The following is a 12,889-nucleotide window of genomic DNA, read 5'->3' on the forward strand; positions in this document are numbered from 1 at the left end:
TTGCCGTGACCGGTCCCGCCACCGATTTCGCCACGCTGCCGCTTTCGCCGCAGGCGCTCGCGAACCTGACGCAGCTCGGCTACCTGCAGATGACGCCGATCCAGGCGGCCAGCCTGCCGGTGGCGCTGCTCGGCAAGGACCTGATCGCGCAAGCCAAGACCGGCAGCGGCAAGACCGCCGCCTTCGCGCTGGCGCTGCTGGCCAACCTCAATCCGCGTCGTTTCGCGGTGCAGGCGATGGTGCTGTGCCCGACGCGCGAACTGGCCGACCAGGTGACGACGGAAATCCGCCGCCTGGCCCGGGCCGAGGAAAACATCAAGGTGGTCACGCTCTGCGGCGGCGTCGCGCTGCGCGGCCAGCTGGCCAGCCTGGAGCACGGTGCCCACGTCGTGGTCGGCACGCCGGGCCGCATCATGGACCACCTCGAGCGCGGCAGCCTCGACCTCGAAGCGCTCAACACGCTGGTGCTCGACGAGGCCGACCGGATGCTCGACATGGGCTTCTTCGAGGACATCGTGAAGGTCGCCCGGCAGTGCCCGAAGGAGCGCCAGACGCTGCTTTTCTCGGCCACCTACCCCGAAGGCATCCAGAAGCTGGCGGCCCAGTTCATGAAGAGCCCGCAGCAGATCACGGTGCAGGCCCAGCACGACGAAGGCAAGATCGTCCAGCGCTGGTACCAGGTCAAGAACACCGAGCGCCTGCACGCGGTGAGCCTGCTGCTGAACCACTTCCGGCCGCAGAGCTCGCTGGCCTTCTGCAACACCAAGCAGCAGTGCCGCGACCTGGTCCAGGTGCTGCAGGCCCAGGGCTTCAGCGCGCTGGCCCTGTTCGGCGAACTCGAGCAGCGCGAACGCGACCAGGTGCTGGTGCAGTTCGCCAACCGCAGCTGCTCGGTGCTGGTGGCGACCGACGTCGCCGCGCGCGGACTCGACATCGCCGACCTCGAAGCCGTGATCAACGTCGACGTGACGCCCGACTCCGAAGTCCACATCCACCGCATCGGCCGCACCGGCCGAGGCGACGCCGAGGGCCTGGCGCTGAACCTGGCGAGCATGGACGAGATGGGCAGCGTCGGCAAGATCGAGCAGCTGCAGGGCCGCGAGTCCGAATGGCATCCGCTGGCCGAACTCACGGCCGATGCCGCCGGCCCGCTGCAGCCGCCGATGGCCACGCTGCAGATCGTCGGCGGGCGCAAGGAAAAGATCCGCGCCGGCGACGTGCTGGGTGCGCTGACCGGCGAAGCCGGCTTCACGCGCGAGCAGGTCGGCAAGATCAACGTCAACGAATTCTCCACCTATGTGGCGGTCGACCGGCGCATCGCGCGCGAGGCCGCACACCGACTTTCCACCGGCCGCGTCAAGGGCAAGACCGTCAAAGTGCGGCTGCTCGACGATGTGGCCTAATTACGTCCTTCGTTTTTCCAATCCACTGAGCTTTCCATGCCCAAGAAAATCCGCACCGAGGCAGACCGCATTGCCACCCCCAAGCCCGTTCCGCAACCCGGCTACAACGTCCCCAAGTCGGGCGGCGGCCAAAAGGTGAGCCTGGAGCGCGGCACCGCGACCCGCAGCAAGAAGAACCCCGGCAAGCGGGCCAAGAAGGGCGGCTGATCGCCCGCCGAGTCGTCTGCGCCCCACGGGCGCATTCACTCCCGAAACGCGCCTCCGGGCGCGTTTTTCATTGGATCCATCGCCAGCACCATGTCCGACGACTACCAGATCGACATCCCGCCCTCGTTCTTCGCGGTCTACACCGACGCGCGGCAGCGCCTCAGCGAGCCGATCGCGACCGTGCGCGCCCGCTACGAGGTCTGCGAGGACCTGGCCAGCCACCTGGTGCAGCACGCGCAGGTCCTGCACCACGTCGAGGTGCCATCGGAGGACGAGATCCTGCGCCGCATCCACGCCGGCCTTCAGTCGCCCGATGCGGGCGTTTCGCCGGCCGAGGCGCAATGGATCGTGCGCCGGCTGGCCGAGCTGCTGGGCTGGCAGTGCCCGCCGCTCGACGGGCCGGCGGCCGAATAGCCGGGCTCAGGCGCCGCTGCGCCGGGTGCGGGCAGGGGCCTTGCCGGCGACCGGCGCGGCGGCGCTCATGGCCGGAAAGGGCGGCAGCGGGCGGTGCGCCATCTCCTTGGCCTCGGCCCAGCCCATGCCCAGGCCCCGCAGCACGCAGGCCGCGACGTCGCGGCCGTGATGCGCGGGCGCTGCGCCATGGGCCACCGTGCGCATCGCCTGCGTCACGCTGCCGTTGATCAGGTCCATCGCCGCGGCCTCGCCGGGGATGCGGAAGGCCTTCTGCCTGACGCCCAGGCGCAAGTCGGCCAGCGCGTAGTGGCGGATCTCGAGCAGCAGCTCGGGCGCGGCCACCGACACCTCCATCATCATCAGCGCCCATTGCGGGCTGGCCTCGGCCAGCCAGATGTAGCGCCGCACGCCGATGGCCATGCGCTGGGCGCCTTCCGCGACACCCTGCTGGCTGTCCGTGATCCGGCGGCACAGCGTGTCGGCCAGCAGCAGCGCGACCGCGCCGGCGACTTCTTCCTTGGTCTTGAAATGGTTGTAGACCGTGGCGGTGGTCATGGCCGCGACCGAGGCGATCTCCTGCATCGTCGCCTCGGCGTAGCCGCGGGCGCTGAAGACCCTGATCGCAGCCTGCACCAGCTGCACCCGCGTGCGCTCGCGCTTGAGCAGCCCGGGCCGGGGCGGCCGCCACACACTTTCGGCCAGGTCCTCTGGCAAAGGTGATATGGACGGCAGGCCGAAACTTACGCCATCATCCATTTTTATACGCATCCACCATTTTTGATTCGATCGTCCATCTGAGAGAGAGTTTGCCATGCCGCCTGATCTCCGCCTCGGCTATCTGGTTTTCGAAGTCCGCCGCCCGTCGCACTGGACCGCGTTCTGCGCCCGGATGCTGGGACTTCCCGCACCGTCGTCCAACACCGATGGCAGCCTCGGCTGGCAGCTCGACGATGCCTGCCAGCGCCTGATCGCGCAGGAAGGGCCGGCCGACGACCTGGCGGCGATCGGCCTCGAATGCGCGAGCGACGAGGTGATGGACCGGATGGTCCGCCGCCTGCAGCAGGCCGGCCGGCGCGTGACGGCCGGCGACGCGGCGCTCTGCGGCGCTCGCCGCGTGCGGCGCCTGCATCGCTGCGCCGACCCCTGCGGCAATGCGATCGAGCTGTTCACGGGTGCGGCAGCGGCGGCCGCGCCCTTCGCCTCCGCGGCGTTCCCGCAGGGCTTTCGCACCGGCGATCTCGGCTTGGGCCATGCGGTGCTGGTCGCGCACGACCTGGAGGCGATGGAGGCCTTCTACGTCGGCCTGCTGGGCTTCGGCGTGACCGAGCGGCTGGCCACGCGCGTCGGTCCGATCGACATCCGCGGCACCTTTCTGCATTGCAACCAGCGCCACCATTCGCTGGCCCTGTTCGACATGCCGCTGGCCAAGCGCATCCACCACTTCATGCTGCAGGCCGAACGGCTCAGCGACATCGGCGTGGCCTTCGAGCGCGCCCGGCGCCACAAGGTGCCGCTGAGCCTGGAACTCGGCCAGCACCCCGATCCGGACGGCACCTTCTCGTTCTACGGCGTCACGCCCTCGGGCTTCGACTTCGAGATCGGTGCCGGCACGCAGACCATCGAGCCCGCGGGCTGGGAGACGCATCACACCGATGTGACCAGCGCCTGGGGCCACAAGCCGAAGCTGCGCCTGCAGCTCAAGATGGCGGCCGGGCTGATCGCCCGCAAGATGGGCGCCGCGTCGCAGCCCGCCAAGGAGCTGTCATGAGCGGCACCGGCAAGCGCTGGCTCAAGCGCATCGGGCTGGCGCTGGCGCTGCTGGTCGCGCTGGCGGCGGCGGCGCTGTTCGCCGGCGACCAGCTGGCGCGCCACAAGATGCAGCGCAAGGTCGACGTCAAGGTCGGCGGCGTGGCCTTTCGCGACGACCCGGCGGCGATCGAGCGCGGGCGCTATCTGTTCGCCTCGCGCGGCTGCGTCGACTGCCACGGCGCCCACGGCGGCGGTGCGATGTTCCTCGACGACGGCAAGGGCATGCGCATCGCCGGGCCGAACATCAGCCCCGGACCCGGCAGCGTCGTGGCCGGCTACACGGCGGCCGACTGGGAGCGTGCGATCCGCCATGGCGTCAATCCGGCGGGCCGGGCGCTGATGGTGATGCCAAGCGAGGACTACAACCGGCTGACCGACGACGACCTGGCCGCCCTGGTCGCCCACCTGCGCCACATGCCGCCCGCCAAGGGCGGCGGCCCGGTGGTCGAGCTGCCGCTGCCGGTGCGCGCCTTCTATGGCTTCGGACTCATGCAGGACGCCGCCGCCAAGATCGACCATGCGCGCCCGCCCGAGCAGCCGGTGGCCGAGGGCGTGACGCTGAAGCACGGCGCCTATGTCGCGAACATGTGCCTGGGCTGCCATGGCGCCAAGCTCAACGGCGGCAAGATCCCCGGCGGTCCGCCCGATTGGCCGTCGGCGGCCAACCTGACGCCCGGCGAAGGCACGGGCATGGCGCGCTATGCCGACGCCGAGGCTTTTCTGAAGCTGTTCAAGAGCGGCACGCGGCCGGACGGCACGCCGGTGCAGGTGATGCCCTTCGGATCGCTGCGCGAGATGAGCGACACCGACGTGCGGGCGCTGCACCTGTATCTCAAGAGCCTGCCGCCGATGCCGCACGGCTAGCGGCCAAGCGGACTCAGTCGACCTTGGCGCCCGAGGCCTTCACCACCGCGCCCATCGCGTCCCAGTCGGCCCGCAGCAGCTTCTGGAATTCTTCCGCGCTCTGGCTGCGCGGCTCGACGCCCAGGCGCTTGAAGCGCTCCTGGATCGCCGGATCGGCCAGCACCTTGTTGGTCGCCGCGTTGAGGCGGTCAACCTCGGCCTTGGGCGTGCCGGCCGGCGCCAGCAGGCCGATCCACGAATCGAAGGCGTAGCCGGGCAGGCCGCTCTCGGCCACCGTCGGCAGCGCGGGCAGGAAGGGGCTGCGCGTCTGGCCGGTGGAGGCCAGCAGCTTCATGCGGGCGTCGTTCTGGAAGCCGATCACGCCGATGCTCGACGAGATCACGGCCTGCACGCGGCCGGCCAGCACCTCGTTGACCGCCTCGCCGGTCGACTTGGTCGGGATGTGCGTCATCTGCAGGCCGGCCTTGGCGAGGAAGGAGGCCATCGCGAGGTGCGTGGCGCTGCCGTTGCCCGCCGAGGCGTAGTTGTATTTGCCGGGGTTGGCCTTCACCAGCTTGATGAAGTCGGCCGTGTTCGCGACATCGAGGTCGGCGGCCACCGCGAGCACATAGCCCGCGTTGCCCAGGTTCGCGACACCGACGAAATCCTTCTGCGGATCGTAGGGCAGCTTGCTGTAGAGAAAGCCCGCGATGTGATGGCTGGCGGCCGCCAGCACCAGCGTGTTGCCGTCCGGCGGTGCCTTGGCGACGATCGCCGCGCCGACCGTGCCGCCCGCGCCGGCCCGGTTCTCGACGATCGCCGAGGCGTTGAGCGCGACGCCGAGTTCGTTGTTGAAGGCGCGCGCCACGGTGTCCTGCACGGCGCCGGTGCCGAAGGGCACGACGATGCGGATCACGCGCTGCTGCGCCCGCACCGGCAGCGCGGCGGCCAAGGCGAGGCCGGCGGCAGCGGCGGTCACGGAACGGCGGGTCAGGGGAGTCGACATGGGTGGGCTTCTTCTGGGGTGGATGAAAAGGGAGCGCGCTCAGCGGCCGCCGACCGCAAGCCAGCGCTCGGCCAGCTTCACGAAGTAGCTGGCACCGATCGGGATGATCTGGTCGTTGAAGTCGAAGGAGGTGTTGTGGATGATGCAGGGCCCCGGGCCGTGGCCGTCGAGCCGGTGGTCGCCGTCGCCGTTGCCCAGGAAGGCGTAGCAGCCGGGCCGCGCCATCAGCATGTGGGCGAAATCCTCGGCCCCCATCACCGCCGGGAAGTCGTCGGTGACCATGTCGGCGCCGACCACCTCGCGCATCACCTCGGCGGCGAAGCGGGCCTCGGCCGGATGGTTGACGACCGGCGGCGAGGCGCGCACGAAGCTCACCTCGGCCGTGCATTCGTGGGCCGCCGCGATGCCCTCGGCCACGGTGCGCAGGCGCGCCTCGATGCGGTCCAGCGCATCGATCGAGAAGGTGCGCACCGTGCCGCCCACCGAGGCGACATCGGGGATCACGTTCGGCGCGTCGGAGCCCTGCAACTGCGTGACCGCGAGCAGCGCGCGCTCGGTGCTCGCGATGGTGCGCGGCACGAGCGCCGACAGCGCCTGGGCCAGGGCGACGACGGCGGCCACCGGATCGATGCCGGTGTGCGGCATCGAGGCATGCGTGCCGCGGCCGCGCAGCGTGATCTTGTAGGTGTTGCTCGATGCCATCAGCGCGCCCTCGTTGAGCGCGAAACGCCCGACGTCGCCGACCGGGAAGTTGTGCAGCGCGAACACCGCATCGCAGGGAAAGCGCTCGAACAGGCCGTCCTGGATCATCTTCCTGGCGCCGGCCTTGCCCATCTCCTCGGCCGGCTGGAAGATGAAATTCACGGTGCCGTCGAAAGACGCGCCCTGCTGCGCCAGGTGCCAGGCGGCGGCCAGCAGCATGGTGGTGTGGCCGTCGTGGCCGCAGGCGTGCATGCGGCCCGCGTGGGTCGACTTGTGGGCGAACTCGTTGGCTTCGTGCAGCGGCAGTGCATCCATGTCGGCGCGCAGCCCGATGCTGCGGCTGCCGCTGCCGCGGCGCAGCACGCCGACGACGCCGGTGCCGGCAATGCCGCGGTGCACCTCGATGCCCCACTCCTCGAGCAGGGCGGCGACCTTCTCGGAGGTGCGATGCTCCTCGAAGCCGAGTTCGGGATGGGCATGGATGTCGCGGCGGATGGCGACGAAACGGGAGACGTCCGCGAACGAGTCGGCAAGCTTCATGGAATCGGTGTGCGTCAGCTACGAGAAAACGATAGCAGCGCATTCTGACGCAGGCCGACTACGATCTGCGACACGATCTGACGGAGGCCCACGGATGAGCAACGAACTGCGCAACAAGCTGCATGAGCTGCAGCAGCTGTCGAACAACGCCCCCGATGCGCCGACCCGCGCGATCATCGAGGCGCTGCGACTGCAGACCGCGATCCTCAACGAGCGGCTGTTCCGCATCGAGCTGCAGTTGAGCGAGATGTCCAAGCGCACCGACACGGCCTGAGCGGGCCGCGAAGCCAGGCGCCGGAGGTCGGCCGTTCGGCCGCTTCCTACACGGCCGGCGATCCGCTACCTTTAAGCTCGATTCCCTATCGAGGAGCGAGCGTGAAGAGACAGCACATTGCAGCCTGCGCCGGCCTGGGCGTCCTGGTCGGCCTCGCGGCCGCCACGGCGGGCTACGCGGCCTTGGGGCTGCAGCGGTCGAAGCGGCTGGCGCGACGGGCCCGCCCGTTCGAAAGAAGCGCGCGCGCCGAAGGCGCGCGACTGCTGGTGGTGGGAGACAGCACCGCCGCAGGCGCAGGCGCCAGCGCACCGGAATCCAGCCTCCCGGGCCTGCTGGGGCGGGCCAACCCGTCGCTGACCGTGGTCAACAGGGCCGAACCGGGCGCCCGCTTCGCCGACATCGCGGCGCAGCTCGAGGGCGACGAACGGTTCGACGCGGTGCTGGTGCTGGGCGGCACCCACGACGTGCTCCACGGCACCCGCGACGCGGCCTTGCGCGAGAGCATCCAGCGCGTGGCGCAGCGGGCACGGGTCCGGTCGGAGGTGGTGGTCTTCGTGCCGCCCGGGAATCTCGGAAACCTGCGCATCTTCCCGCCGCCCTGGAGCTGGTGGATGACCTATCGTGCCCGCCGGCTGCAGGCCCTGGTGGCCGACCTGGCGCAGGCCAACGGAGCACGCCACGTGTCGCTCTTCCTCGAGCGCGACGACGATCCGTTCGCGCGCCATCCGCGCCGCCTCAGCGCCCGCGACGGCCTGCATCCGAACGACGCCGGCTACGAACTCTGGCAGCGCGAGCTCGAGACCCAGGCCCAGCTGTCGGCCAAGCTGCGCAAGATCGGCCGCGCGGCCGCAGTCCGCACCCCTCTGCCATAGGTCGGGGCCGGCCGCCGAGCCTCAGCGCGCGCCCGCGAACACCGGCTGCACCTCCCACCAGGCCGGCAGCAGCGCGCGGATCTCCTGCCGCGCGAAGCGGTCGTCGAGCAGGTACAGCACGCCCGCGTCGGTCTCGCTGCGGATCACCCGCCCGGCCGCCTGCACCACCTTCTGCAGGCCCGGGTACACGTAGGTGTACTCGTAGCCGTCGCCGAAGAGCGCGTCCATGCGCTCGCGCATCACCTCGTTGGGCTCGTTGTGCTGCGGCAAGCCCAGGCTGGCGACGAAGGCGCCGACCAGCCGGTCGCCGGGCAGGTCGATGCCCTCGCCGAAGGCCCCGCCGAGCACCGCGAATCCGACCCCCTGGCCGCCGGCCACGAAACGCGCCAGGAAGGCGTCGCGCTCGGCCTCGCGCATGCCGCGCGACTGCTGCCAGGCCGGCACGCCGGGGTGGCGGCGCTCGAAGGCGGCCGAGGCACTGGCCAGGTAGTCGAAGCTGCTGAAGAAGGCCAGATAGTTGCCCGGCCGCCGGCCGAACTGCGCCGCGATGACGTCGACCAGCGCGTCCAGCGAGCGGTCGCGGTCGCGAAAGCGCGTCGACAGGTCCATGGCGACCCGCACCGTGAGCTGCTCGCTGCGGAACGGCGAGCCGACGTCCAGCGTCGCGGTGTCTTCGGGCAGCCCCAGGGTGTCGCGATAGAACGAGAACGGCGCCAGCGTGCCCGAGAAGCAGGCGGCCGAAGCGGCATCCGCGAAGCGCGCCTGCAGGAAGGGCCCGGGAACCAGGTTGCGAATCGCGAGGGCATGCGCGCCCTCGGCACCCAGCGTGGCCTCGAACACCGAATGCTTGCCGAAGCTGTCGGCCAGCCGGGCGAACTGGAGCAGGTCGAAGAAGCACTGCTGAAGCGCGCCCGGCGGCTCGTCGGGCCGCGCCGCGAAATGCTCGGCCATCAGCGAGACCGCCTCCTGGAGCGCACGCGCGAAGCGCTCCGGAATCTGGTCGTGGGGCTGGTAGGCCGCAACCTGGTCGCGCTGCAGCAGCTGCCATTCGCGCGCCAGGCTGCCCAGCGATTTCCGGATCGGCGGCGGCGCCTTGGCGCGCACCGTCTCGAGCGCAGTCGCCTCCAGCTGCGCCGAATACATCCCGCGGGCCCGGTCCAGCAGGTTGTGGGCCTCGTCGACCAGCAGGGCGACGCGCCATTCCTCGTCCCTGGTGAGCGCATAGAGGAAGGCGCTGCCGTCGAAGTAGTAGTTGTAGTCGCCGACCACCACGTCGCTCCAGCGCACCAGTTCCTGCGCCAGGAAGTAGGGGCAGACCTCGTGCGCGAGCGCGATGCCGCGCAGCGCCTCGCGGTCGAGCCAGGCGGCCTGGACGGCCTCGCCGCGGGCCGCCGGCAGGCGGTCGTAGAAGCCGCGCGCCCGCGGGCAATCGTCGCCGTTGCAGGCCCGCCCGGGGTACTCGCAGACCTTCTCGCGCGCTGCCAGCTCGAGGACCCGCAGCGGCGCCTGCGCGCGGCCCAGGGTCTGCAGCGCGCCGAGCGCGACCGCGCGGCCCGAGGTCTTCGCGGTCAGGAAGAAGATCTTGTCGAGCTTGCGTGCCGGCCGCGCCTTGAGCAGCGGGAACAGCGTGGCGACGGTCTTGCCGATGCCGGTCGGCGCCTGGGCCAGCAAGGGCCGGCCGGAACTGGCCGAGCGGTACACGGCCTGCGCGAGTTCGCGCTGGCCGGGCCGGAAGCCGCCGTGCGGGAAGGCGAGGGCGGCCAGAGCCGGATCGAGTGCCGCCCGGTGCGCGGCCTCCTGCTCGGCCCACGCCAGGTAGCGCTCGCAGAGCGCCTCGAAGTGCTGCCGCAGGTCGGCCCGGGTCCAGCTTTCCTCGAGCAGCGTTTCCTTCTCGGTGCCGAGGTCGAGGTAGACCAGCACGACGTCGAGCGCAGGCAGCGCATCGCGCTCGCACAGCATCCAGGCATAGCTTCGGGCCTGGGCCCAGTGGAGCGCGCGGTGGTTGGCCTTGACGCGCGCGAAGTCGCCGCGATAGGTCTTGATCTCCTCGACCCGGCGCCGACGCGGATCGTAGCCATCGGCACGCCCGCGCACCGTCAGCCGGCCGAACCGGGCCGACAGCGCGAGTTCGCTCTCGTAGTCGAGGCCGCGGCGCGCCTGCACCAGCCGATGGCCCGCCTGGCCCTCCTGGGCGCTCGGGGCCGGCACGAAGCGCAGGTCGAGATCGCCGGCCTTGGCAGCGAAGGCGCACAGCGTGCGCACGGAGACCAGCAGCGGCGCGGCGGCGGAGGAGGAAGGGAGGGTGGCCATGGGGCTGGATGAATATACAGCGCCCGACGCTTCCCTAGATGAACGAAACCACCCCCAGCGCCACCGAAGCCGCCGCCATCGCCGCGGTCGCCAGCCAGCCGAGCACCTGCCACTTGCGCGGCAGCACCATCCGGCCCATCACCCTGGGACTGGACGACGCGATCATCACGGCGATCATCACCGGCACCGAGATGACGGCGTTGATCACCGCCGCCCAGTACAGCGCCGAGATCGGATTGAGCCCCGACAGGCTGATGCCGACGCCCAGCAGCATCGCCGCCGCGAGGATGGCGTAGAAGCTGCGGCCGCGCGCCAGCGGCAGGTCGAGCCCCTTGCGCAGGCGGAAGTAGCTCGCCACCGCCTCGGCCGCCGAGCCCGCGAGCACCGGCAGCGCGAGCATGCCGGTGCCGAGGATGCCGAGCGCGAACAGCCCGAAGGCCGCGTCGCCGGCGATCGGCTTCAACGCGGCGGCGGCCTGGGCGGTGGTCTCGATGCGGGTCTGTCCGCTGGCATGCAGCGTGGCCGCGGCGGCGGTGATCATGAAGAAGGCGATCAGGTTCGAGAAGCCCATGCCGACCGCGGTGTCCAGGCGCAGCCGGCGCAATTGCCGGTGCGCCTGCTCGGGCGCGATGCGCAGCGGATGGTCTTCGGCCACGCGCTTGATCTCCTGTACTTCCTGCGAGGCCTGCCAGAAGAACAGGTAGGGGCTGATGGTGGTGCCGAGGATCGCGACCACCGTGGTGACGTACTCGCGGCTCCAGTGGAAGTTCGGCGCCACGGTGCCCCGCAACGCCGCGGCCCAGTCCACATCGACCGCGAACACCACGCCCACGTAGGCGAACAGCGACAGCGTGAGCCACTTGAGCACGCGCACGTAGCGTTCGTAGGGCAGGAACACCTGCAGCAGCAGCGAAGCGATGCCGAAGCCGGCCGCGTACCAGGCCGGCCGGCCGGGCAGCACCAGCGCCGCCGAATCGCCCATGGCGCTCAGGTCGGCGCCGAGGTTGATCACGTTGGCGACCAGCAGCAGCAGCACCAGCGCCGCCACCAGCCATCGCGGACAGAAGCGCGCGAAGGTCTCGGTGAGGTTCTTGCCGGTGACGCGGCCGATGCGGGCACTGGCCAGCTGGATGCCCATCATCAGCGGATAGGTGAGCAGCAGGGTCCAGCCGACGCCGTAGCCGAACTGCGCGCCGGCCTGCGAGTAGGTCGCGATGCCGCTCGGATCGTCGTCGGCGGCGCCCGTGATCAGGCCCGGGCCGAGCTTGGACCACCACTGCTGTTTCGCGGGCGTGGCTCCGCCGTTTGCTGGCGCCGCAGGCGTGTTCATCGGCGGGCTCCGGAAGATGGGCGTGCGGCAGCATCGCCGCCGGCCCGGCCGCGACGCATAGGTCGCGGCGCCGACGCGCCGTCGGACTGCGTCGAGTCTGCGCCCTGCACGCGGTCCCGGACGACAAGGGCGGCACGCCGGGCAGCCTAGCTTGCAGCCATGTCCACCCGATTTCCAGGAGCCCTCCGCATGACTTCTTCCAGCGAACCCACCGGCGGCGTCGCCGTCGAGCACCGCAAGGTGCAGCGCGAACAGGACGCGAAGGATCGGTCCGCCGCCGGGCCGGCCAGCAGCAGGAAGGCGGTGCAGGCCGGGCACCGGCCCGAACCCGAGAACCCGATGCCCGGCCAGCACCTCAGGAAGCCCGGGCTCGAGGCCGACATGGACCTGCAGCCGCGCTTCAAGGCCTCGAGCTATCTCGGCAGCGGCAAGCTCAACGGCATGGTGGCGCTGGTGACCGGCGGCGACTCGGGCATCGGGCGCGCCGTGGCGCTGCTCTATGCGCGCGAGGGCGCCGAAGTGGCGATCGTCTACCTGCACGAAGAGCAGGTCGATGCCGAGGAGACCAAGCGCTGCATCGAGGCCGAGGGCAAGCATTGCGTGCTGATTCCGGGCGACGTGCGCGACCCGGCCTTCTGCCAGCGCGCGGTCGACGAGACCCTGCAGGCCTTCGGCAAGCTCGACATCCTGGTCAACAACGCCGCCTTCCAGCTGCATGCGGCGACCATCGAGGACATCACGGACGAACGCTTCGAGCTGACGCTGCGGACCAACGTCTTCGGCTACTTCCAGATGGCGCGCGCCGCGGTGCCGCACCTGCCGAGCGGCGGCTCGATCATCAACACCGGCTCGGTGACCGGGCTCGAAGGCAGCGCCGAGCTGCTCGACTATGCGACCACCAAAGGCGCGATCCACGCCTTCACCAAGTCGCTGGCCAGCAACCTGCTGCACTTGGGCATCCGCGTCAACGCGGTGGCGCCGGGCCCGGTATGGACACCGCTGAACCCGGCCGACCGGCCCGCCGACGAGGTGAAGGACTTCGGCAGGCACACCGACATGAGGCGGCCGGCGCAGCCCGAGGAGCTGTCGCCGGCCTACGTGTTCCTGGCGGCACCGTGCTGCGCCAGCTACATCACGGGGATCGTGCTGCCGGTGACCGGCAGCGTGGGCGCGGTGTAG

At 70.6% G+C, this 12,889-nt stretch carries 13 protein-coding genes; 8 read left to right on the forward strand and 5 right to left on the reverse strand.

Features of this window, described 5'->3' with window-relative positions; translation table 11 throughout:
• Positions 1–5: 5 nt before the first annotated feature.
• From dbpA to QTI45_RS20460, 3 genes are all read left to right on the forward strand, one after another.
• Positions 6–1,403, forward strand: coding sequence for an ATP-dependent RNA helicase DbpA (gene dbpA, locus QTI45_RS20450; RefSeq protein ID WP_286371839.1), 1,398 nt, complete (start codon positions 6–8; stop codon positions 1,401–1,403).
• A gap of 36 nt (positions 1,404–1,439) precedes the next feature.
• Positions 1,440–1,610, forward strand: a complete 171-nt coding sequence (locus QTI45_RS20455) for a hypothetical protein (protein ID WP_286371840.1) — start codon at positions 1,440–1,442, stop codon at positions 1,608–1,610.
• A gap of 90 nt (positions 1,611–1,700) precedes the next feature.
• Positions 1,701–2,024: a hypothetical protein gene (locus tag QTI45_RS20460; RefSeq protein ID WP_286655678.1), complete on the forward strand. Its 324-nt coding sequence runs from the start codon at positions 1,701–1,703 to the stop codon at positions 2,022–2,024.
• A gap of 6 nt (positions 2,025–2,030) precedes the next feature.
• Here QTI45_RS20460 and QTI45_RS20465 read toward each other — a convergent pair whose 3' ends face one another.
• The gene (locus QTI45_RS20465; protein WP_286655679.1) at positions 2,031–2,714 is read right to left on the reverse strand and encodes a TetR/AcrR family transcriptional regulator; all 684 of its coding nucleotides are present in this window, start codon (positions 2,712–2,714) and stop codon (positions 2,031–2,033) included.
• Between the two features lie 121 nt (positions 2,715–2,835).
• Here QTI45_RS20465 and QTI45_RS20470 point away from each other — a divergent pair, with 121 nt between their 5' ends.
• Together QTI45_RS20470 and QTI45_RS20475 are read left to right on the forward strand one after the other, a co-directional pair.
• On the forward strand, positions 2,836–3,792 hold the full coding sequence (locus QTI45_RS20470) for a VOC family protein (RefSeq protein WP_286655680.1): 957 nt from the start codon (positions 2,836–2,838) through the stop codon (positions 3,790–3,792).
• Positions 3,789–4,697, forward strand: coding sequence for a c-type cytochrome (locus QTI45_RS20475; protein ID WP_286655681.1), 909 nt, complete (start codon positions 3,789–3,791; stop codon positions 4,695–4,697). The genes QTI45_RS20470 and QTI45_RS20475 overlap by 4 nt, the downstream gene beginning before the upstream one ends.
• A 13-nt stretch (positions 4,698–4,710) precedes the next feature.
• Here the strand turns inward: QTI45_RS20475 and QTI45_RS20480 are convergent, their stop codons facing one another.
• Both QTI45_RS20480 and QTI45_RS20485 read right to left on the reverse strand, forming a co-directional pair.
• The gene (locus QTI45_RS20480) at positions 4,711–5,682 is read right to left on the reverse strand and encodes a tripartite tricarboxylate transporter substrate-binding protein (RefSeq protein WP_286655682.1); all 972 of its coding nucleotides are present in this window, start codon (positions 5,680–5,682) and stop codon (positions 4,711–4,713) included.
• 39 nt (positions 5,683–5,721) lie between these two features.
• Entirely contained in the window at positions 5,722–6,924 is a 1,203-nt protein-coding gene (locus tag QTI45_RS20485) for a M20 aminoacylase family protein (RefSeq protein ID WP_286371846.1), read from the reverse strand.
• Between the two features lie 94 nt (positions 6,925–7,018).
• Here QTI45_RS20485 and QTI45_RS20490 point away from each other — a divergent pair, with 94 nt between their 5' ends.
• On the forward strand, positions 7,019–7,198 hold the full coding sequence (locus QTI45_RS20490) for a hypothetical protein (RefSeq protein ID WP_286371847.1): 180 nt from the start codon (positions 7,019–7,021) through the stop codon (positions 7,196–7,198).
• A gap of 101 nt (positions 7,199–7,299) precedes the next feature.
• Positions 7,300–8,070 carry an SGNH/GDSL hydrolase family protein gene (locus tag QTI45_RS20495; RefSeq protein ID WP_286655683.1) on the forward strand — a complete coding sequence of 257 codons (771 nt, stop codon included), beginning with the start codon at positions 7,300–7,302 and terminating at the stop codon, positions 8,068–8,070.
• Positions 8,071–8,091: 21 nt separating this feature from the next.
• Here QTI45_RS20495 and QTI45_RS20500 read toward each other — a convergent pair whose 3' ends face one another.
• Complete coding sequence (locus tag QTI45_RS20500) at positions 8,092–10,380, reverse strand: ATP-dependent DNA helicase (protein ID WP_286655684.1); 2,289 nt, start codon at positions 10,378–10,380, stop codon at positions 8,092–8,094.
• 34 nt (positions 10,381–10,414) lie between these two features.
• Positions 10,415–11,710 (reverse strand): Nramp family divalent metal transporter, encoded by a 1,296-nt coding sequence (locus QTI45_RS20505; protein ID WP_286655685.1) that lies wholly within the window; start codon positions 11,708–11,710, stop codon positions 10,415–10,417.
• 189 nt (positions 11,711–11,899) lie between these two features.
• Here QTI45_RS20505 and QTI45_RS20510 point away from each other — a divergent pair, with 189 nt between their 5' ends.
• Complete coding sequence (locus QTI45_RS20510) at positions 11,900–12,889, forward strand: SDR family oxidoreductase (RefSeq protein ID WP_286655686.1); 990 nt, start codon at positions 11,900–11,902, stop codon at positions 12,887–12,889.

Origin of the sequence: Variovorax saccharolyticus (genome assembly GCF_030316765.1) — a bacterium.
In the GTDB taxonomy this organism is placed as follows: domain Bacteria; phylum Pseudomonadota; class Gammaproteobacteria; order Burkholderiales; family Burkholderiaceae_C; genus Variovorax; species Variovorax saccharolyticus.